The organism is Caulobacter sp. GW821-FHT10F06 (assembly GCF_058809215.1).
Genome location: NZ_JBXASK010000001.1, coordinates 155,705 through 177,096, shown reverse-complemented (window position 1 = coordinate 177,096; position 21,392 = coordinate 155,705). Strand labels below are relative to the sequence as shown.

The window sequence follows — 21,392 nt, the reverse complement described above, 5'->3', positions numbered from 1 at the left end:
GGGGCTATTCCGCCGCGTCGAGGGCTTCGGCCAGCTCGCGCTCCAGGCCGTAATAGCGGGCGCGGTCCCAGAAGCGCGGACGGGCGATGCCGGTCGAGCGGTGCTTGCCCACCACCTTGCCGTCGGCGTCTTCGCCGGTGATCTCGTAGACGAAGAGGTCCTGGGTGACGATCACGTCGCCTTCCAGGCCCACCACCTCGGTGACGTGGGTGATGCGGCGGCTGCCGTCGCGCAGGCGAGCGGCCTGGACGATGACGTCGACCGAACCGACGATCATCTCCTTGATGGTCTTGGAGGGCAGGCCGTAGCCGCCCATCGTGATCATGCTCTCGATCCGGCTGATGGCTTCGCGCGGGCTGTTGGCGTGCAGCGTGCCCATCGAACCGTCGTGGCCGGTGTTCATGGCCTGCAGGAGGTCGAACGCCTCCGGGCCGCGGACTTCGCCGACGATGATGCGTTCGGGACGCATCCGCAGACAGTTCTTGACGAGATCCCGCATGGTCACCGCGCCCTGGCCTTCCAGGTTGGGCGGACGGGTTTCCAGGCGCACCACGTGCGGCTGCTGCAGCTGCAGTTCGGCCGCGTCCTCGCAGGTCACGACCCGCTCGGTGGGGTCGATGAAGGCGGTCATGGTGTTGAGCAGGGTGGTCTTGCCCGAGCCGGTGCCGCCCGAGATGACGATGTTGCAGCGGCAGGCGCCGATGACGCCGAGGACGCGCGCGCCCTCGGGACTGATGGACTTGAACTCCACCAGGTTCTTCATCGTCAGCTTGTCCTTCTTGAACTTCCGGATGGTAAGGGTGGGACCATCCAGAGCCAAGGGCGGGGCGATGACGTTGACGCGAGAGCCGTCGGGAAGACGGGCGTCGCAGATCGGCGAGCTTTCGTCGACGCGGCGGCCGACCTGGCTGACGATCCGCTGGCAGATGTTCATCAGCTGCAGATTGTCGCGGAAGCGGACATTGGTCAGCTGGACCTTGCCGCCGACTTCGATGAACACCCGGTGCGCGCCGTTGACCATGATGTCGGCGATGTCGTCGCGGCTGAGCAGCGGCTCCAGCGGGCCATAGCCGAGGACGTCGTTGATGATGTCCTGGACCAGGTGCTCCTGTTCGGACACCGACATCGAGACGTTCTTGATCGCCACCAGCTCGGCGACGATGTCGCGGATCTCCTCGGCCGCCGCCTTCAGGTCCAGCTGGGCCAGCTGGCTGAGGTCGATGGTGTTGAGCAGCGCGTTGAAGATCGTGGTCTTGGTGGCGTGGTAGTAGTCGCTCTGCTCGCGCACCACCTGGGTGGCGGGCGCGGCTCCCTGGGCGGCGCGCAGCTGGTCCAGGCCGGCGGTCTGCTTGGGCGTGGCGACCTTGGCGGTCGGCGCGCCGCGTTCGGCGGTCGGCTCGACCCGTTGCGGACGCGTGGCGATGGCCGAGCCGTCGGCCGGCGCCGGAGGCGGGGCCTGACGATCCGGTGCGGGGTTCTGGTCGCGCTTGCCGAACATCCGTCGCTACTTCTTCCTGAACAGACCCGACAGCATCGAAGCCTTCTGAGCCGCGGGCGGCTCGCGACGGCTGATCAGCTGGGCCAGATGGTCGATGCCCTCGGCGGCCTTCGACTTGGGCGCGACTTCCCCGACCATCTGGCCGTTGTTGGCGGCCTGGCCGAAGGACTTGGGATCGAAGGGCAGCACCAGCGACGGCGTCACGCCCAGGGCCTCGCCGAAATCCTTGACGGGGATCTCGGGACGGCCGGGCACGCCCACCTGGTTCAACACCAGGCGCGGCGGGGCGTCGTTGGGGCGGGCATGGCGCACCATGTCGACGATGTTCTTGGCGTTGCGCAAGGACGCCAGATCCGGCGTGGCGACCACGACGAGGTCGTCCGAACCGATCAGCACCCGGCGGGTCCAGGCCGCCCAGCTGTGGGGCAGGTCCAGCACCACGAAGGGCGCGGCGCCGCGGATCTTCTGGGTGACTTCCTCGTAGGCGTCGGCGCCGATCTCGTAGTCCTGGTCCAGTGTCGCCGGGGCCGCGAACAGCGACAGGCGGTCGCCGCAGCGGACCATCATGCGGTCCATCAGCACGGGGTCCAGGCGCTCGGGCTGGGTCAGCGCGTCGATGACGCCCTGCAGCGGATCCTGGTTGAAGTCGAGGCCGGCGGTGCCGAACGGCAGGTCCAGGTCGACCAGCACGGTGGCGGTCTGGATGCGCTCGGCCATCGACCAGGCGAAGTTGTGGGCCAGGGTCGAGGCCCCTACCCCGCCCTTGGCGCCGACAAAGGCCACCTGGCGGCCGACGAAGGGCGCCGACGGATCGGCGTAGAGCGCCGAGACGGCGCGAATGATCTGCAGCGGGCCCAGCGGCTGGGTCAGGTATTCGCTGACCCCGCGACGCATCAGCTCGCGATAGAGGGCGATGTCGTTTGTCTGGCCGATGACGACGACCTTGGTGCCCGGGTCGCAGACCTGGGCCAGGGCGTCCAGCAGGTGCAGCAGGCGCTGGGCGCCGTCATGGCTTTCCACCAGCACCAGCGAGGGCGTCGACTGGTTCTGGTAGAGCTCGACGGCGGCGTCGAGGCCGCCCACCCGGACGATCGTCGAGGCGCGCGCCATGCGGCGGTCGGCGGCGGCGGTCTCGACCAGGGCCGAGGTCTCGGGCCGCACGCAGAAGGCGTGGATGGTGATGCGCGGCACGGCCATCTCGCCCAGGGCGGCGTCGCCGCTGGAGATCGGGTCGTGGGCGGGCTCGTGATAGACGGGAGCCGGCTCGGGCGGCGGAGCCTGGCGCTGCTGGACAGGCGCGGGAGCCGGGGCCGGAGCCGGAGCCGGGGCGCGTTGCTGGACCGGAGCGGCCGGAGGCGGCGCGGCGGCGGCCGCGTTGCGGGCGGCCTGACGCGCGGCGGCGGGCGCGGCGAACGGGTCCTCGGCGGCCGAGGGACGCTCGTCGCGCGGCCGGGCCGGCGGGAAGTCGGCGAAGGGATCGTCCAGTCCGCCCATGGCCGGCGTCAGAGCCGGAGCCGACGAGCGCCAGGGATCCGAACCGGCCGAGGTGAACTCGTCCGCGGCGTCGAAGCCCAGATCGAACGGATCGTGATCGGTGGGTTGCCGCGCCATCAGTTGATCGCCTTGGAGATGGTGCCCTTGGCCTGGTCGTCCCTGGCCGAAGAGGTCACCTGGCCCTGGCGATACTTGCCCAGCACGGTATCGCGACGGCCCGCATCGACCGGTGTGGAGTCGCGCGGCCGGATGAGGTCCTCGGGATTGGCGACCTGGGCGGCGGTGTTGGCGGCGATGGCGCAGCCGAAATTGCCGTAGGCCTCGTTCTTGCGGGTGGCCGAAAGGTTCTCCCAGCCACCGCACTCCAGGCGATCGGCGACAAAGTACTCGTAGCCGACCCGCAAGGTCGCGCCGGGCTGACCGCCGGCGTCATAGCCGACGACGCGGACCTGGGCGGCCGGAGCCCCCAGCATCACCAGGCGGTCGCGGACGTCGGCGGCCATGCGGCCGGACGCGCCGGAGTCGGGACCGCCCAACGGGGCGCTGACCACGATCTCGCGGGCCTGGGCGTCGAGCCAGCGGCTGACCAGCGCGCGCAGCGCCTGGTCCTGATTGGACGAGACGCCGGAGTCGTGCAGGGCCAGCTGGATCTCGTCGGCGTGGCCGTCGATCTTGATCTTGTCGCGCCAGGTCTCGGTTTCGAGACGCGAGACCGGAGCCGGGATCGGCTTGTCCTCGTCCATGGTGGTGCAGGCGGCCAGGCCGATGACGGCGGCGCCGATCAGGGCGGCGTGGAGGACGGCTTTCACGGGTTGCTTGCTCATGTCCGCGTCCTCACTCGATCACGTAGCCGACGGGGCCCTGGTATGCGCGGCCCGCGTTCGCGCCGACCGGCGCCTTGACCACCTTGTTGAGCCGGCCCAGCAGGGTCGTGCTCATGTCGCCCGCGATCCGCAGGCCGTCGGCCGGGGTCTGCAGGTTCTGGGGCCGGGTCGGGTCGACGATGATCGGGGTGATGATGATCACCAGCTCGGTCTCGCCGTTCAGGAAGTCGCGCGACCGGAAGAGCGCGCCCAGCACCGGCATGTTGGTCATGCCCGGGATCGCGTCGATGGTCTGCTTGGTGGTCTGCTGCAGCAGGCCCGCGATCATCAGCGAGCCGCCGGAGGGCAGTTCGACCGTGGTCTCGGCTCGGCGGACCGACAGGCCCGGCACGACCAGGGTGTTGCTGCTGGTGGTGATCGAATAGGCGCCCAGGCTGGTCAGCTCGGAGACCTCGGTCGACAGCTTCAGCGAGATGCGGCCGCCCGACAGCACCACGGGCGTATAGCCCAGGCCCACGCCATAGGGCTTGAACTCGACGGTGACCTTGCCCGTGCTGTCGGCCGCGACCGGAACCGGGAACTCGCCGCCGGCCAGGAAGGTGCCCGCCTCGCCCGATAGCACGGTCAGGTTCGGCTCGGCCAGGGTGCGCACCAGGCCCACGCGCTCGAACGCCTGGATCATGCCCTTGGCCGAGTTCAGGCCCGCGCTGCCGGCGGTGTTCTGGATCGTGGCGATGTCGCTTTCCCGATCCACCGCCGGGAGGTCCCAGGCGTTGGTGATCGGGTTGTACTTCATCACTTCGGGCTGCTTGGTGGTGTCGGTCGAATAGCCGCCCGTCACCCCGCCCAGCAGACTGCCGTTGACGCCGTAGGTCGGCGAGAAGCCGAAGCTGTACTGGGTCTCGCCCAGCTGGCCGAGCACGGCGTTGAGGTCCACGCCCAGTTGCTTGATGACATTGCGCTGCACCTCGACGATGCGCACCTGCAGCATCACCTGGTCCTTGCCGGCGATGCTCAGCATATTGAGCACCTTGTCCGGCGACGACACGAACTGGGCCGCGATGCGCGAGGCCTTCTCGGAGTCGGCGGCGTTCATGACCATGCCGCTGAGGATCACGCTGTCCTTCAGCGGCACGACCTTGATCGTTCCGCCGGAGACCACGTTGTTCAGGGTCGAGGACAGCAGGCTGGTGTCCTGGCCGACCCGGATGTTCAGCTGCAGGATGCGGCGGCCGGCGGCGTCGAAGAACACCGCGTCGGTGGCGCCGGCGGCCAGGCCCAGCACATAGATGCGACGCGGATTGCGCAGCACGGCGTCGGCCACCAGCGGGTTGGTGACCAGCATGTCGCGCACGTCGGCGGGGAGCTCGATGATCGCCGACTTGCCCAGCGGCAGGTCCAGCACCCGCGCGCCCGGACCGGCGGTCAGGTCGATGCTCAGCACCCGGTCGGGCGTGGGCAGCGGCGCGGACGCGACGGGGATCGGGGCCGGGGCGCGCGCGGGTTGGACCACGCGGGCGGCGGGGCGGTAGACGTGCGAACCGGCGACGGGGCCGTCGGCTAGCAGCGGCGTGGCCGAGCTGAGGGTCAGCAGGCCCGCCAGGGGCGCGGCGAGTCGGCGGATCATGGTCGGATGGCTCATGGTCAGGCGGCTCATGGGAGCACCGGAATGTTGCTGGTCAGGCCGCCGCGATTGACGCGGACAACCACGGGCTCCTGCTGCGCCTTGCGCTGGGCGACGGGCCGCGCGGCGGTGACGCCGGACGGACCGCCCAGGTCGGTATAGGCGCGCAGCGAAAGGGTGACGGGGCCCATGGCCTTGGCCTTGGCCAGCGCCTCGGCGTCGACGGGGCTGACCTCGATGGTGGCGGTGGCCGCGACGATCGACTTGGCGTCCTTCTCGGCGGCCGTGCTCTGGTCCAGCGCCAGGACGCGGACGTTCTGCAGGATGGTCTCGGCCACCAGCTGCTTGCCGCCATAGCTGTTCTCGCCGGCCGGGATCGGAGCGTCGTGGGTCTGCAGCACGTCGACGCGGTCGCCGGGCAGCACGAAGCCGCCGACGGCGGTCTCCGAGGTGATGGGCACGGCCATGGCGCGCTTGCCGGGCATCAGGACGACGGACAGATAGCCGCCGTCGCCGCCGCGGACGATCTTGCGGGGGGTGATGGGTTCGCCGGTCAGGATCGGGTCGCGAACGATCGCGCCCTCGACGGCCTTGGCCGGATCGACGCCGCCGATCATGTCGCTCGCGGTCGTCGCGACGGTGGCGACGGCGCCCTTGGCGCCTTCCGGCTTGGGCAGGGCCGCGCCGTTGGTGATGAAGGCGGCGTTGACCGACTCGGTCGGCCAGGGCTGCCAGGCGACGTCGTCGCCGGTCAGGCGGGCGCCGATCGCGAGGTCGTGCTTGGCCACCAGGACCTGGGTCATGGGCTTGCCGGCCGGCGCGGGCGCGGCGATCGGCGCGGCGGTCTGCTTGCCGGAGAACGCGCGCTGCATCACCACGGCCAGGCCGATGGCCGACACGGCGGCGACCAGGACGATCAAGAGGCGGACAGGGTTCATGCGCGGTAACAGGCTTTCGCGACGAGAAGCGAGGTTTCACGCGCAATGCCCTTCCGGACGGCGCACGCGATTCGTCAGTCAGCCTTTCTGGCCGCTCTCATGGTCGCCTGGGCATGGTTAACACCGGCTAAAGTTTTACGACCTTGAGTCGATAGGCCAGCGCGACAGGCTGACGCGGACTCGACCTGGCCGAGCCCTCTTCGCCTAGTGGGCGGAGCCCGACAGGGTCTGGGCGGAGGCGCGACCGGCCTTCAGGCCGGCCATGGCGCTGCGACCCCACGCCGCGACGCGGGCCAGGGCCGGATTGAATCGGCCCGACTTGAGATTTACCGCCAGGACGGCGACCAGGCAACCGGCCGCGCCCGTGGCCAGCATGATCATCAGGGTGTTCAGGCCGCCGGCCCGCAGGCTGACCGCCAGCGGCCCCTCGGGGAAGGCCGCCAGGCCGCCCACGGCGATCGCGACGCCATAGGGCAGGTCGCCGCCCTGGGCGCACAGCTTGCGCAGCCAGGCCGGACCGCCGGCGACGATGGGGGCCATCCAGCCGGTGCGCAGGGCCAGGATCAGCAGGGTCACGGCCCCGCCGGCCAGGCCGGTCACCAGCATGAAGGTCACGGAACCCGAAAGACCGATCCACAGGGCCGAGGCCGCGAACAGCTTGGCGTCGCCGCCGCCGATCCAGCCGGCCGCGAACATGCCCATGCCCAGCAGCAGCCCGCAGGCGCCCGCGACCAGGCACAGGCCGATGGCCGGCAGGGACGCGCCGCTGACGGCGGCCGCCGGCACGAAGGCCGCGATCAGGGCCAGCGAGATCCAGTTGGGGATGGTGTAGCTGGTGGCGTCCTTCAGGGCGGCCGTGATGGCCAGGGCCGGGAAGATCATCAACAGCGGGATCTGGAGAGCGAGCATCGGATGGCGCCTTTTTGACCGCCCCATACTGGGACGAGCAGGTGAAGCAATGGTTTCCCACCGCCTCGTCTTGAGCCTCTTCTTGCATCGCGGCCCGCGACCTCTGGGCGCGGGGCGAAAGCCAAAAAAAAGGGCCGAGACCGAAGTCTCGACCCTCTTTTTTCGAGGCGCTGGCTGCGATTAGCTGCCGGCGGCGGTGCCCATCGCGGTGCTGGCCTTCGTGAACGCGAGGTTCAGCTTGGTGCCCAGCGTGGTGACGGCGGTCACGATCACGACGGCGATCAGGGCGACGATCAGGCCATATTCGATGGCCGTGGCGCCGGATTCGTCGTTCAGGAAGCGGGTGACAAACTTCGACATGACTTGATCTCCTAAATCATCGTTGGTTGATTTTGAGGTCTTCAAGCCGTGTTGACTTGCTCACCCCCGAAAACACGATCAATTTCGCCCACCTCACTTAATGGCCAGTAAACGTCGGAATAGTTTTCGCGAAGATTCTGTTGGTTTATTTGCATTTACCATTATTTGTCCTTAACCACACCACTCGAAAGCTCTGCAAAAGCCTTTTGAATCAAGGATTCCAGCAATGGTCACGTTGTCGCGGCAGGGACTGATTTAGTCTTTTGTTGACCATTCAAAGTCAGTCTCGAACACGCCCGGACACCGAACTGGAACCGTCATGCGCCGCCTGCCCCTCGCCATCGCCGCCCTTTTCGCCCTTGTCGGCGCCCAGGCCTCGGCCCAGGACCTGCCCCTGACCACCGGTCAGACGATGCAGCTGGGCATGAACGGCGCGGTGCGCGACGTCGTGGTCGCCGATCCGACCGTGGCCGACGTCAGCGTCATCAACGAGCGGACCTTGGTGGTGATGGCCAAGCGCGCGGGCGTGACCTCGATCATGGCCTTCGACGCCTCGGGCCGGACCGTGGCCAGCCGTCAGGTGCAGGTGTCCGAGAACGGCGGCGCCCTGACCGTCTATCGCGGCGCGGCCAACGCGGCGACCTACACCTGCGGCGACCAGTGCACGCGCGTCACCCCGCGCTAACGGACTCACGCGCGTACGGGTGCGCCTAAACCACTGATTAGGGCCAAGCGGCTAGACTTCAGACATCGCCCCTCCGGCGGACCAGGAAACCGAACCCGTCATGGCCGAGGCCTCGCGACTTCACCGCTTCGCGCGCCGGCGCCGCCTGCTGGCGCGGTTCGCCCGCGCGCGCGGCGGCGCGACGACGGTCGAGTTCGCCCTGGTCGCCATGCCGTTCCTGCTGCTGATCTTCGCGATCCTGGAGCTAGCCCTGGTCTCCCTGGTCTCCCTGACCCTGGAAAACGCCGTCATCGACACCGGCCGGATGATCCGCACCGGCGAGCTGCAGACGGCCGGCGGCACCGCGACCACCTTCAAGACCGCGATGTGCGGCCGGATGAGCTGGCTGGGATCGGCCTGCTCCAGCGCGCTCAGCGTCGACGTGCGCACCTTCACCGGCTTTTCCAACTCCAGCTCGAGCGTCGGCGCAACCAAGCCCAACACGCCCTGCTGGGATCCGGGCGGCCCCGGCTCGATTGTGCTGGTCCGCGCCTACTACACCTGGCCGCTGATCACGCCGCTGATGAAGACCGGCCTGCAGGCCTCCAGCGGCAAGCGCCTGATCACGGCCGCCACCACCTTCTCGAACGAGCCCTATTCCGACACGCCAGCCACGGCGGTGACATGCCCCACCACGTGACCAAGCCCCGCCGCAAGCGCGGCCTGTCCGGCTTCTGGCGCGACGTCCGCGGCGTCTCGGCCGTGGAGTTCGCCCTGATCGCTCCGGTGCTGATCGTCTTCTATTGCGGCATGGCTGAACTGAGCCAGGTCATGATGGCCCAGCGCCGGGTCGGCAACATCGCCTCGTCGATCGGCGATCTGGTGGCCCAGAGCGCCCAGCTGACCGACGCGCGCCGCACCGACATCTTCACCATCGGGACCGCCATCCTGGCCCCCTTCCCGACCTCGACCCTCCGCATGTGCCTGATGAGCGTCTCGTCGGACGCGACCGGCAAGGACACGGTCGACTGGATGGAAAACTCCAACAGCCACGCCAACTGCCCGGCCAAGGGCACGGTGCTGGCCGCCAGCGTCGTGCCGGTGGGCGTGCTGCCCGCCAGCCAGAGCGTCGTGGTGGCCAAGGCCAGCTACGCCTACACCTCGCCGATCAAGCTGGTGTTGCCCTCGACGATCAATTTCAGCCGCACCTTCTACTTGCGCCCGCGCAAGTCGGAGACGGTGATGCGGGTCACCGGCTAAGCAGCAGGCCGACCTGCTCGACCAGGCCATGCGGCGGCAACGTCCGCTCGCCCAGGCGCGAGCCCGGCCGGGCCCCGATCAGGCTGTTGGTCAGGAACACTGCCTGCGCCGCCTCCAGCCGCGCGCGATCGGCCACAACCTCCTCGACCGCGAAGGCCGCCAACACCCGGGCCCGGGCGACGCCGGCCAGCACGCCGCACGCCAAGGCCGGCGTGACCAGCCGATCGTCCTCGACCCAGAACAGGTTCGCCGCCGCCGCGCAGGCGACCTCGCCGCGATTGTTCAGCATCACCGCCTCGTCCGCGCCCGCCGCTCGGGCCTCGGCCCGAGCCAGCACGCCGTCGACATAGGACAGGGTCTTCAGCCGCGACGCAGGCGAGCCTTCGTTGCGGCGGGTGGCGGCGATGATCAGCGCGGCCGGCGTCTCGACGCGCGGCGACGGCGCGGCCGTGGCGACCAGGCGGGGCGTCGGCGCATCGGGTCGATCCAACCCTCGCCCGCCCGATCCGGCCGTCAGGGTCAGGCGCACGGCGGCGCGGCCCGTGGGCGGCGGGGCGGCCAGGCATAGGGTGCGAGCGGTCTCGCGGTCCAAAGGCGGCAGGCCCAGCGTCGCGCAGCCGGTGGCCATCCGATCCAGATGCGCCTCCAGGTCCGGGATCGCCCCGTCGACGGCCAGCAGGGTCTCGAACAGCCCGTCGCCCAGCAGCAGGCCGCGATCGTCCAGCGGGATCATGCGGCGGTCTCCGTCAGGGCGCGCTTGAGGGCGGCGATCTTGGCCTCGGTCTCCAGGCGCTCGGCGTGCGGGTCGCTGTCGGCGACGATGCCCGCCCCGGCCCGCGTCTCCAGGGCCCAGCCCGCGTCGTCGCGCTCCAGGCCGACGGTGCGGATCAGCACGCTGGAGTCGAAGCTCCCGTCCAGCCCGGCCCAGAACAGCGAACCGCAATAGGGTCCGCGCGGCGGCTCCAGGCTCGCGATGACCTTCATGGCCTGGACCTTGGGCGCGCCGGTGATCGAGCCCGGCGGGAAGCTGGCCCGCAGCAGGTCGGCGACCGCCAGGCCCGGCGACAGCCGCGCGGTCACGGTCGAGACCAGATGATGGACATTGGCGAAGCTCTCGACGCGGAACAGCTCGGGCGCCTTGACGCTGCCGGGCGGGCTGACCCGCGCCAGGTCGTTACGCATCAGGTCGACGATCATCAGGTTCTCGGCCCTGTCCTTGGCGCTGGCCGACAGCTCGGCGGCCAGGCGCGCGTCCTCCCGCGGATCCGCGCCACGAGGGCGCGTGCCCTTGATCGGCTGAGTCTCGATAACGCCGTCCGCGCCGGACACCTTCAGGAACCGCTCGGGCGAGTTGGAGATCAGGGCCCGATACTCCAACCGCCAATAGGCCGAGAACGGCGCCGGGCTCTGGCCGCGCAGGCGCGTGAAGAGATCGAAGGGATCGGCCCCGGCCGCCAGCCGACCCGTCCAGGCGCGGGCGATATTGGCCTGGAAGATCTCGCCGCCCAGGATGCGCTCGACCACCTGGGCGACCGCGGCCTCATAGGCCTCCCCATCCGTGGCGGAGAGGGCCGCGCACAGCGCCCCCTCGATCGGCGGCCGCATGTCGCTGGCCTCGTCCAGCCAGGCCAGGGCCGCGCTCGCCTGTTCGCCCGCTTCGCCGTCGGTGTCGCCTCGGCCGACCGCCACCACACGGCGCTCGCGATGGTCGAAGGCCAGCAGGGCCGGATAGAGGGCGCAGGTCAGGTCCGGCCAGCCGGTGCGGCCAAGGCCCAAGGCCTCGATCCGGTCGCCCAGCTCGTAGCAGCCCAGGCCCACCACGCCGCCTTGGAACGGCGGCCCCTCGGGATCGACCGGCAGGCGCGGCCCCAGCAGCTGGGCCAGGGCCTGGAACGGATCGCGCGGTTCGGCGGCGTCAACCGCCAGGGTCCGCGACGGCGCGCGCAGCAGATACGACCACCGCTCGCCGCCACCCGACAGCAGGGCGCAGGCGAACGGCTCGTCCCGGAAGGGCTGCAACGCCCACACCGGCTCGCGCCAGGGGGCGGAAAGGAGAGCGACGCGGCGCATGGCCGGGTTGATACACCAATCCGCCGGCGAAACGCGACCAAGGGCCTCGCCCTTCGACAAGCTCAGGGTGAGGCCTGCTTTTGGCGCACGTCAGTCGGAAACCTCATCCTGAGCCTGTCGAAGGACGAGGTTTCCGCTTCCCGCCCCTAAGCCGCCGAAACCCGCTTCTGGATCAGCTTGATGGCCTCATGCGAGGCCAGGGCCGCGCCTTCCTGCCAGGCGTTGATGTAGCTCATGTGCTCGCCGGCGAAGTAGAAAGCCCCGTCCGGCTTGCACAGCTCGGCATAGTCGGTCGAGCGCTGGGCGTCGGTCCAGCCCACGGCCACGCCCTCGCTGTAGGGCGTCTGCATCCACGAGACGGTGAAGGGCTTGGTCAGCTCCTTGCCATGGCCGGGGTGGAACTTCTCGATGACTTTCCGGGAAAGATCGAAGCGCTCCTGGAACGACATGGCCGCGTACTTCGGCGGATTGGTCGGACCCGAGAAGCCGATCGAATAGGCCCCGACCAGGATGCCGGTCTTCTCGCCGATGCCGCCGCTGGGATACCAGACCAGCTCGTTGGCCTCGTCGGTCCAGCCCAGGCCGCCGTACTGGAAGTCGTCCTGCTCCCAGAACCGCCGGCTCTCCCAGGCCACCTTGGTGCCGTGGTGATATTCGGCCGCCGCGATCGCCGACTTCACGCGCGGCGAGAAGTCGGACGGGATCTTGCTCAGCACCGGCAGCGGGATCGTGCAGATGCAGAAGTCGGCCTCCAGGGCGTGATCGCCGAAGCCGTCGCCATAGACAATCTTCACGCCCTTAGGGGTCTTGCGCAGCTCCTTGACCACCGCCTCGAACTGCACGACCGATTTGACCTGCTCGTAGAGGGCGTAGGAGATCCGATCCATGCCACCCACGGGCTGCAGCATGGTGGCCTGCATGTCGATGATCTCTTCGAAGATCAGGCTGGCGCCCCAGAACTGGGACTTCATCATGTCGGCCATCTTCAGCGGCGGGCCGCCGGCCGGGGGATGGTCGTAGCCGCCCGGGAAGGCGCTGAAGCCGGCGCGGGTCGAGCCGGTGTAGGCGTTCTTCGACAGGTCGCCATAGGCCGACAGGTAGCCCAGCAGCTTCTGCTTATCGAGACCGGTCAGCTCCTGATCCAGCGCGCCCTTGTCGACGGCCTTGGCCAGCAGTTCGGTGAAGGCGCCGCGGGTGTCGTTGACCGCCTGGCGCTCGGTGACCACCTGGCCGGCGAAGTCCAGCTTGGCCGAACGGTTGGCGTTGACCATCACCTCCAGCGGCACGCCCAGCTCCTGACAGTAGCCGAGGATGGCGTGGTGCCATTGCGGTATGCGGGCGGGGCCGGCGTTGAAATAGTCGTTCTTGCCGGCGGTCCAGTCGACCAGCTGATCGGGTCGGCCGGTCTGGACGATCTTGGAGCCGGCGCGCACCGACCAGGCCCGGCCGCCCGGACGGTCGCGGGCTTCCAGGACGGTCACGGCGTAGCCGGCCTTCCTGAGTTCGTAGGCCGCCACCAGCCCGGCGATCCCCGCCCCCAGGATGGCCACCGATTTGCCCGCGCCGCTGCCGGCCGGCAGCTTCGGCGGGCCGGCATAGGCCCGGGGCGCGGCCAGCAGGCCCAGCCCCATCATCGTGGTGTAAAGCGCGCCATAGCCGCCGGCCGAGCCGACCGCCGTCAGAAATCCGCGTCGTGAAATGCCCATCGTCGTTTCCCCAACCCTTTGAATTCGAAGACCTCTAGACCAGCACGCCCATGCTTGGCGCGAAGCCGCAAGCGCCATCGCAGCATGAGGCCTTAGCCTGGGCCAGATAGGCCGGGTCGTGCCACCAGTAGTCGGGCGTCGCCTCGCAAACGAAGCGCCGTTGCTCGTCCAGGGACGCGTGCGCGGCGTGGTCTGCGAACGGAGCGACCAGATCGGCGATGCTCAGCACCTGGCCGTGCTTGATCACCGTCTGCACCTTGGCGGCGTCCTCGATTCGGGCCAGCGGGTCGCCCTCGACCACGATCAGGTCGGCATAGGCGCCCGGCGCAACCACGCCCAGCGGCTCGTCCAGATAGTCGGCCGAGGCGCTGGTGGCGGTGACCAGGGCCTCGAACGGCGACATGCCGAAGCGCGTCATGGCCCGCAGGTTCATGTGCAGGCTGACGGCGTTGAAATCGATCGGCGAGTCCGTGCCGGTCACGATCCGCCCGCCGGCCCGCACGGTGCGCGCCACCTCGGCGACGTTGCGCTCCAGCGTGGCCAGTATGGTGGTGCGGTCGGCGACCGCCATCTGCTTGGCCCGCTCCAGCAGGCGGGCGTATTCCCACGGCGGATAGAGCGCCCGGACGCGGTCGTCGTCGACCAGCGAACGGTCGTCCCCCAGCAGGGCCGTCGAAGTGAACAAGGTCGGGGTGCGCGAGGCCTTGCTGGCCAGGAAGGCGGCGGTGACGTCCTGATAGGTCGCGCCCAGGGCGCTGACCGTGCGCGAATAGCCCGTGCGGCTGGTGGCGCCCAGGTGCTCCATGCCGTCCATGCCCAGACCCAGGGCCGGATAGTGGTAGTGCGAGGTCAGGGGCAGGCCCTTGGCGTGGGCCCAGGCGATGACCTCCTTCTGGCGCTTGCCCGACAGCCGGACATAGGTCTTGATCAGGTCGTAGGACAGCGCCTCGGCCCGTTTCATCTCCAGCGCCATCTGGCCCGGCTCGGTGACCGGCCGCATGAAGTTGTAGAAGATCCGCGAGCCGTCGATAGCCTCGCCGGTGGCGTAGTAGCGCGGGCCCACCCGGGCGCCGCTCTCGATCGCCTCCTGGTCCTCGACCGTGTGATAGGCCGGACCGCCGGGCGAGCGGGTGGTGGTCACGCCCAGCGACAACCACAGCCGCCCTTCCCGGTCGCCATAGCCGTAGCCCTGCATCTGGCGGTGGGTGTGCATGTCGATCAGGCCTGGCATCACCGTGAAGGCCCTGGCGTCGACCACCCGCACGCCCTCGGGAGCGGCCGCGCCCCGCGCCGAGACCGAGACGATCCTGCCGCCGTCGACCAGCACGTCGACGTCGTGGCGCAGCTCGGGCGAGCGGCCGTCCCACAGCTTGCCGGCCTGGACCAGCAGGCGGTCCTTGGGCTTGAGGCTGGACCAGGTCAGGCCGTGCGGCACGACCCGCGGCGCGCCGCCCTCGGCCAGGATCAGCTTGAGCTGGCCGGCCGAAATGTAGAGCAGCAGCTTGCCGTCGCCGCTCCAGCTGACCGCGTCGGTGACCTCGTCGTTCAGCGCCTTGGGCGGGCCGGTGAACTTGCCGGTCGCGTCGACCGGCGACAGATGCAGGCGGCTGGCGAACACATAGGCCAGGCTCTGGCCGTCGGGCGACCAGGCCGGGCCGTCGTCGCCGCGCGTGCCCAGCGAGCGGTGCGGCGCGACCGGCGCATAGGTCCCCTTCCCGGTCTCGACATCGACGGTGAGGATCTCGCTCAGCCCCTCGCGGAAGCGGGCCGTGTAGGGCTTGAAGGCGGCATAGGCGATGGTCCTGTCGCCCGGCCCCCAGGTCGGCTTGCCCGGCTCCCAGAGATCGGCGTAGAGGCGCCGCGTCTCGCCGGTCGTCGCGTCGGCCACGAACAGCCCGCCGTTCTGGCTGAGAAAGGCGATACGCTTGCCGTCGCGCGACCAGGCGCTCGACACCGCAGCCCCGTCGAACCGGGTCAGCTGACGGGCCTCGCCGCTGGCCAGGTCGCGCAGCCAGATGTCGAGGCTGCCGCCCTTGTCGGTGGAATAGGCCAGGGTCTTGCCGTCGGGCGACCAGGCCGGATCGACCTTGCTGTAGTTGTCCTTGGTCAGCGCCAGGGCCTTGCCGCCGATCGGCAGCAGGTAAAGATCGTTCAGGGCCCGGAACACGATCGACTTGCCGTCCGGCGACAGGGCCGGACTGCCGATGCCGACCACAGGCCGGACCTTGGCCGACAGGAAGTCGCGGCTCTTCTTGTCGTAGCGCGGACGGATCACCGGCACGGTCACCGAGAAGGCCACCGCCTGGGCCGGTCCGCCGATCCTGCGGCGGCGGATCTTGCCGTCGGCGGTGTAGACGAACTCGCCCGAAGCCAGCCATGAGACGCGGAACGGGAAGACGTCCTCGCCCTTGACGAGCGCGCCCGACGCCGCGCTGCGCAGCTCGGCCTTGCCGTCCTCGATGGCGGTATAGATCAAGTCGGAACCGTCGGGCGTGAAAGCCGGGCTGGCCACAGAGGCGGCGTTGAAGCGGTCGGCCGAGACCTTGACCTTTCCCACGGTGCGCCGCGCACCGGCGGCGTCCTGGACGTCGATGCGCACCTTGTCGACGGTGAAGGCGATGCTCTTCCCGTCGGGCGACCAGGACGGCTCGAATTCATCGGTGGTCCCGTTGCTGAACGGCGTGATCGCGCCGGTCGCCAGGTCGAGGATCTGGATGCTGTAACGACCGCCATCGCGGTCCGAGGAGAAGGCGATCTTGCGGCCATCGGGGCTGTGGCGCGGCTCGCGGCAGTCGAACGAACCCTGGGTCAGCTGCTTGAGGCCAGAGCCGTCCGCGCCGATCGACCAGATGTGGAAATTGCCGTCGCGATAGGACTGGAAGGCGATGGTCTTGCCGTCCGGCGACCAGTCGGGCTGGCAGATTTCGAAGATGTCGTCGGTCAGGCGCCTGGCCGGTCCGCCCGCCAGCGGCTGCACCCACAGCATGGCGTAGACGTCGAAGGCCACGGTCGAGCCGTTCGGCGAGACGGCCGCGCAGATGTTGGTGCCCTCGACCGCCGTGGCGAACCGGGTGTCGGCAGTGACCGCCGGCGCGGCGGCGGCCTCGGCCGGCGGGATCAGGGCGACGGCGCCGGTGACGGCGATCGCACCGCCGCCCAGCGAGAACAGCCGGCGGCGGCTGACGCCGTTCGAGGAATCCTGGGTCATGCGTCTGCTCGCCAAAAGGCCGGTCCAGGCCCCGCGGCCCGGACCGGCGAACCAAACCTTAGAACTTCGCCGCCAGGCGCACGTAGTAGAAGCCGCCGCTGATCCCGTACGGCGAGTACTGATTGTAGTAGGCAAAGGCGGGCGTGCCGCGGTTGGCGGCCCGAACGCTGTCGGGATAGGCGTTGAGCAGATTGTTGGCCCCGACGCTGACGGTGATGGCGTCGGTCGCCGCGTAGCTGAGGTCGAGGTCGGCGATCAGCTTGGGACTGACCGTCTCGTCGTTGGCCGCCAGCGAGGTGCGCTGGATCACTTCGCCATAGCGGGTCAGGCGCAGGTTGGTGTCGAACTTCCCGAGCGTCCAGTCGGCGCCGAAGATGTACTTGTCCTTGGGCGTGCCGACGGTCAGGTCGCCGATCTTCACGCGGTCGATATAGACGATGCCGGCCGCCGCCAGGGCCGCGGGCGGCGAGACAATGCGATCGAACTTGCTCTTGTTGAAGTTGGCCGAGGCCGTCCAGCGCACCGAGCCGAAGTCGCCGAAATCGGTCCGGTAGTCGGCGACCAGGTCCACGCCCCGCGTCGTCGTGTCGGCGAAGTTGCCGTAGTAGAACGCCGCCTGCTGGGGATTGAGGCCCTGGCTGGCCAGGGCCGCGCTGACCGCCGTGCTGGGGCCCAAGGTGCCGCTCTGCAGGATGCGGTTCTTGATCTTGATCTCATAGACGTCGAGCGTGATGTTCAGCCGCGACAGCGGCTGGGCCACCAGGCCGACGGAGTAGTTGGTCGACTTCTCGGGTCGCAGCGGCTTGGCGCCCAGGGCGATGGCGGCGGGGTTATCGGGCGGCAGCAGCTGCACCGGATAGAGCTGGGTGGTCGTGGCCGGCGGCACGATCACGCCGATGGTGCTGGACGAGGCGTAGTGCTGCTGCTGCAGCGACGGGGCCCGGAAGCCGCTGCTGGCCGTGCCGCGGATCGCCAGGCCCGGCAGGATCGCATAGCGGCTGGAGGCCTTGAAGGTCTTGGCGTCGCCGAAGTCGGAATAGCGCTCGAAGCGCCCGGCCAGGGCCACTTCCCACTTGTCGGTGATCTTCTGCTCCAGGTTGGCGTAAGCGCTCGCGTTGTTGCGCGAGAAGATGCCGGCCGAGAACGGCGGGAAGCCGGTCACGCCCTGCGAGCCGCCGGCGAACACGATCCCAGCCTGCGGGCTGGTGGCCGGCGCGACATAGCCGCCGTTGACGTAGGACGCCGGCTCGCCCGCCTCGATCTGGAAGCGGTCGTCGCGATATTCGGCGCCCAGGGCCACGAAGGTGGGGCGCTCGAAGAGGCCGGTGCTGACCTCGCGGGTCAGGTCCAGGTTGGTGGTCCACTCCTGGAACTTCAGCGTGCCGATGTAGAAGTGGGTCGGGCTGGCCGGGCCCATCGAGGCGTTCAGCGAATTCTCGTAATAGCCGACGTCGTCGCGGCTGAAGGTCGAGCTGAGGTCCCAGTCGAAACCCAGCACGCCCTTGCCCTTGGCCCCGACGGCGACCTGGAAGTCGCGGTCCTTCAGGAACAGGCGCGGGGTGTAGCCGTCGGGCGTCACGGCGGTGATGTTGCCGGCCGCGTTGGGGTTGCGATAGGTCAGCCAGGCGGCGGTGTTGCGGCTGGCGAAGGTGCCGAACGAATAGACCTTCAGGTCGTCGGTGATCTGCGAGCCGGCGCTGTAGCCCAGCGAGAACAGTTGCACGGCCGGCGAGCCGGGGTGGCTGGTGTGGCGGTTGGCGGTGGCCTCACGCGGGTCGGGCGTCGACCCCGCCGTCCCCACACGAACCGGCTGGCCCAGGGCGTTGAGCGGGAAGTACATCACCGTGGTGTTGGGCGTCAGGTCGCCGCGGTCGGTGATGTCGTTTATCCGCACGTCGCCGGTCAGGTTCAGATAGCCGCTCTCGCCCAGCTTGAAGCCGAAATTGCCGGAGATCTGGCCGGTCTCGCCGTCGCCCTCGCCGGTCTTGCCGTAGAGCGCGGTCAGCGAACCGCCCTCGGCGTCGTCCTTGAGGATGACGTTGATCACCCCGGCCAGGGCGTCGGAGCCGTACTGGGCCGAGGCGCCGTCGCGCAACACCTCGATGCGCTCGACCGAGGCTGAGGGGATCAGGTCCAGGTCGGGCGGCGACTGGCCGTTCTGGGTGGTGCCGTTGACGAACAGGATGGCGGTGTTGTGCCGGCGCTTGCCGTTGACCAGCACCAGGGTCTGGTCGGCGCTGAGGCCGCGCAGCGACACGGTCTTGATGGCGAAGCTGGCGCCGGCGCCGCTGTTGGAGGTGTTGGCCGAGGGCACCAGGGTCGAGATCAGGTCGCGGGTCGACTGCTTGCCGCTCTTGGTCAGCTCGGCGGCCGACAGCACGTCGATCGGCGCCATGCTCTGGGTGACCGTTCGCGAGGTCGAGCGGGTGCCGGTGACGATCACCTCCTCGATGACGCTAGGGGTCTCGGGGACGACGGCCGGCTCGGGCGCGGTCGCGGCGACGGCCGCCGCGTCGGCGCCGCTGGACCAGCGGGCCTTGACCAGGCCGGCGCGCGGCGGGGCCAGGATGATGGTCTTGCCGTCGTTGGAGATAACCACCAGGCCGGTGCCGGCCAGCAGGCGGTTGAGGGCCTCGGGCACCGGCAGGTCGCCGCGCACCGGCGCGGTGCGCCGGCCCTGGGCGGCCTCGGCCTGGATCAGGATCTGGACGCCGGCCTGGCGCGCGAACTGCGGAATGCCCGTGGCCGCCGACTGGGAGTCGATCTTGAACGGCAGGGTCTGGGCCAGGGCCGCGCCGGCGCTCAGCGCCCACACGGCCGATGCGGCGCACAGCAGCCTGCGGCTGGCGGCGCGTTTCCATTCGCTCATCGACAATCCCCCATCGATCCGAGGTCCGCCAAGCGCGGCCTCCTGACAGGACGAGGGTCGCCGACCGCTTTTCCGGCGATCGATCGGGAGAATGTTCCGACGTCGGTGCAACACGCCCGCTTTTGCGCCATCGCCGTCGGCGGGCGCCCGTTTCGCGTGCGGCGGATCGCCGTCTTCTGATGTCATCGCATCGCAAGCGACGCCGAAATGTGAATTCAGACCGCGCATCATCATCCCCCTCAGATGTGTTCGAAGGAGGTGGCGGTCTTTGTGCTTGCGGCTCAATCAATATAAAATCGAGCACGAAGCAGCTTTGCTCATATCGTGAATCGATATAAGATCTATTCTTCCTGAAAATACTTCAGGCGGTCGCGATGATTACGACAGACGATCGCGGCTGAGGCGGATGATCTTGTCGTCCTCGCTGACCTTGGCGCCGATGGTGGCCGCCACGGCCGCGGCGAAGCTTTCCGGCTCGTTCGTGCGGAACAGGCCCACGAAGCGCTCGCGGGCCAGATCGGCGTCGTCGATGACGATCTGGCGGGTGTTGTAGCGGTTGAACTGGCCGGCCGCGTCGGACAGGCTTTCACCGTCCAGGGCGATCTCGCCGTTGCGCCAGGCCAGGCTGCGCTCGATCTCGGACGGGGTCTCGGCCACCACCGGGGCGCTGGCGCCGGCCAGCAGCACGCGATTGCCGGCCGACAGGCGCTGGCGCGGGCCGGCCTGCCCCTCGATCCAGGTCTCGACCACGCCCTCGGTGACCATCACGTCGACGCCGTCCCCGCCGCGCCGCACCGAGAAGGCCGTGCCCACGGCCCGCACGCGCACGCGTCCGGCCGAGACCACGAACGGCCGCTCGGCGTCCTTGGCGACCTGGAACCAGGCCTCGCCCCGGCGCAGCAGGATCTGCCGCGCCTTGGGCTTCATCGACACGTCCAGGGCCGAGGTGGTGTTGATCGCCACCAGCGAACCGTCCGCCAGGGGCACGCGGCGGATCTCGCCGAGCCGGGTGCCCAGGCGTTGCGGCCGCAGGGTCAGGAACGCCGCGCCGCCGGCGACGGCCGCCGCCAGGGCTCCGCCGCCGCCGGCCAGCAGGGCCCGGCGGCTGGGACGGACGGAAGCGACATCGGGCGCCGCGCCGGCCAAGGCCCGTCCGCGATCCAGGAAGCTGATGGCCGCCTGGGCGCGCAGGAAGGCGCCCGAGCGACGCGGGTCGCCGGCCAGCCAGGCCTGCAGCGCGGCGTCGCGATCCGCGTCCAGCTCGCGACCATCGATGCGCGCGGCCCAGTCGGCCGCCTCGTCATCGATCTCTTTTGCGGACTGGAACGCGGTCATGACCCGTGTCGGCTGGCGGCTGATCTTTGTCGGAAGCTTCCGATAAGGCCCGCAGGATTAAACGCAAGCCCCGCATCGCCTGGGTCTCGACGACGTTCTCGGTCACCCCCAGGCGCGCGGCGACCTCGCGCTGCGAGACGCCGTGGATGCGGCGCAGGGTGAAGATCTGTCGACACCGGTCGGGCAATCCTTCGATCAGATGCTGCACCCGCTGCAGTTCGCGCCGTCCCGCGACGACCCGTTCCGGAGAGGGTTCATCATCTACGACGTTCAGCGCGTCGATTTCCGTGACGCAGTCGATGCGAACAATGCGCGCGCGCCTGATTTTCTCGATCGCGATGTTGCGGGCGGTCCGGAAGAAGTAGGCGCGGCCGTTGGCGATGTGGGCCACGCTGTCCATCGCCGCCAGCCGGCAATAGGTCTCCTGCACGATGTCGTCGATGTCGGCGGGATAGCTGCCCGAGCGGCGCAGCCAGCTGCGCACGTCCGCCTCGTGCGGCAGGATGTGGCCGCCGACAAAGGCGACGATTTCAGCGCGACTCTGTTTCACTTCGGCCTCGAGAGGTCACACCCACCGCCGGGCAGCGTTCAGCCGCGCCCAGTTCCGCGCAACAGCGCGAGACCGCGATTTCC

15 protein-coding genes and 3 pseudogenes are annotated in these 21,392 nt (G+C 69.4%); 3 read left to right on the top strand and 15 right to left on the bottom strand.

The annotated features are described in order from the left end of the window. Positions 1-4: 4 nt before the first annotated feature. From AC1RUS_RS00790 to AC1RUS_RS00760, 7 genes and pseudogenes are all read right to left on the bottom strand, one after another. Complete coding sequence (locus AC1RUS_RS00790; protein ID WP_492912051.1) at positions 5-1,498, bottom strand: TadA family conjugal transfer-associated ATPase; 1,494 nt, start codon at positions 1,496-1,498, stop codon at positions 5-7. Positions 1,499-1,504: 6 nt separating this feature from the next. After that, the gene (locus AC1RUS_RS00785) at positions 1,505-3,109 is read right to left on the bottom strand and encodes a CpaE/TadZ family protein (protein WP_492912050.1); all 1,605 of its coding nucleotides are present in this window, start codon (positions 3,107-3,109) and stop codon (positions 1,505-1,507) included. Next, complete coding sequence (locus tag AC1RUS_RS00780) at positions 3,109-3,816, bottom strand: CpaD family pilus assembly protein (RefSeq protein WP_492912048.1); 708 nt, start codon at positions 3,814-3,816, stop codon at positions 3,109-3,111. Before AC1RUS_RS00780 ends, AC1RUS_RS00785 begins: the two co-directional genes overlap by 1 nt. A 10-nt stretch (positions 3,817-3,826) precedes the next feature. Continuing rightward, positions 3,827-5,473, bottom strand: a complete 1,647-nt coding sequence (locus tag AC1RUS_RS00775; RefSeq protein ID WP_492912046.1) for a type II and III secretion system protein family protein — start codon at positions 5,471-5,473, stop codon at positions 3,827-3,829. After that, entirely contained in the window at positions 5,470-6,378 is a 909-nt protein-coding gene (gene cpaB / locus AC1RUS_RS00770; protein WP_492912044.1) for a Flp pilus assembly protein CpaB, read from the bottom strand. The genes AC1RUS_RS00775 and cpaB overlap by 4 nt, the downstream gene beginning before the upstream one ends. 405 nt (positions 6,379-6,783) lie before the next feature. After that, a pseudogene (locus AC1RUS_RS00765) lies at positions 6,784-7,287 on the bottom strand (A24 family peptidase); the annotation flags it as partial. Positions 7,288-7,467: 180 nt separating this feature from the next. Then, on the bottom strand, positions 7,468-7,647 hold the full coding sequence (locus tag AC1RUS_RS00760; protein WP_492912042.1) for a Flp family type IVb pilin: 180 nt from the start codon (positions 7,645-7,647) through the stop codon (positions 7,468-7,470). A 319-nt stretch (positions 7,648-7,966) separates the two neighbouring features. On the opposite strand from AC1RUS_RS00760, the gene AC1RUS_RS00755 reads away from it, so the two are divergent. The 3 genes from AC1RUS_RS00755 (at position 7,967) to AC1RUS_RS00745 (ending at position 9,571) form a co-directional block, all read left to right on the top strand. Continuing rightward, the gene (locus AC1RUS_RS00755) at positions 7,967-8,332 is read left to right on the top strand and encodes a pilus assembly protein N-terminal domain-containing protein (protein WP_492912040.1); all 366 of its coding nucleotides are present in this window, start codon (positions 7,967-7,969) and stop codon (positions 8,330-8,332) included. 100 nt (positions 8,333-8,432) lie between these two features. After that, positions 8,433-9,011, top strand: coding sequence for a TadE/TadG family type IV pilus assembly protein (locus AC1RUS_RS00750; protein WP_492912038.1), 579 nt, complete (start codon positions 8,433-8,435; stop codon positions 9,009-9,011). Continuing rightward, positions 8,996-9,571, top strand: coding sequence for a TadE/TadG family type IV pilus assembly protein (locus AC1RUS_RS00745; RefSeq protein ID WP_492912036.1), 576 nt, complete (start codon positions 8,996-8,998; stop codon positions 9,569-9,571). The genes AC1RUS_RS00750 and AC1RUS_RS00745 overlap by 16 nt, the downstream gene beginning before the upstream one ends. Here AC1RUS_RS00745 and AC1RUS_RS00740 read toward each other — a convergent pair. From AC1RUS_RS00740 to AC1RUS_RS00705, 8 genes and pseudogenes are all read right to left on the bottom strand, one after another. Further along, positions 9,561-10,304 carry an aminotransferase class IV gene (locus tag AC1RUS_RS00740; protein WP_492912034.1) on the bottom strand — a complete coding sequence of 248 codons (744 nt, stop codon included), beginning with the start codon at positions 10,302-10,304 and terminating at the stop codon, positions 9,561-9,563. The two genes, AC1RUS_RS00745 and AC1RUS_RS00740, sit on opposite strands and share 11 nt — an antisense overlap. Beyond that, positions 10,301-11,644: pseudogene (gene pabB, locus AC1RUS_RS00735) on the bottom strand (aminodeoxychorismate synthase, component I); the annotation flags it as partial. The gene AC1RUS_RS00740 and the pseudogene pabB, both read right to left, overlap by 4 nt. 40 nt (positions 11,645-11,684) lie before the next feature. Next, positions 11,685-11,770, bottom strand: a pseudogene (locus tag AC1RUS_RS00730) (hypothetical protein); the annotation flags it as partial. A gap of 17 nt (positions 11,771-11,787) precedes the next feature. Further along, on the bottom strand, positions 11,788-13,347 hold the full coding sequence (locus tag AC1RUS_RS00725) for a flavin monoamine oxidase family protein (RefSeq protein WP_492912032.1): 1,560 nt from the start codon (positions 13,345-13,347) through the stop codon (positions 11,788-11,790). A 34-nt stretch (positions 13,348-13,381) separates the two neighbouring features. Then, entirely contained in the window at positions 13,382-16,555 is a 3,174-nt protein-coding gene (locus AC1RUS_RS00720) for an amidohydrolase family protein (RefSeq protein WP_492912030.1), read from the bottom strand. Positions 16,556-16,613: 58 nt separating this feature from the next. Next, complete coding sequence (locus AC1RUS_RS00715) at positions 16,614-19,424, bottom strand: TonB-dependent receptor domain-containing protein (RefSeq protein ID WP_492912028.1); 2,811 nt, start codon at positions 19,422-19,424, stop codon at positions 16,614-16,616. Between the two features lie 378 nt (positions 19,425-19,802). Further along, positions 19,803-20,759 carry a FecR family protein gene (locus AC1RUS_RS00710; RefSeq protein ID WP_492912026.1) on the bottom strand — a complete coding sequence of 319 codons (957 nt, stop codon included), beginning with the start codon at positions 20,757-20,759 and terminating at the stop codon, positions 19,803-19,805. After that, a complete protein-coding gene (locus tag AC1RUS_RS00705; protein ID WP_492912024.1) occupies positions 20,725-21,309 on the bottom strand; it encodes an RNA polymerase sigma factor in 585 nt (194 codons plus the stop codon). The genes AC1RUS_RS00710 and AC1RUS_RS00705 overlap by 35 nt, the downstream gene beginning before the upstream one ends. Positions 21,310-21,392 lie beyond the last annotated feature (83 nt).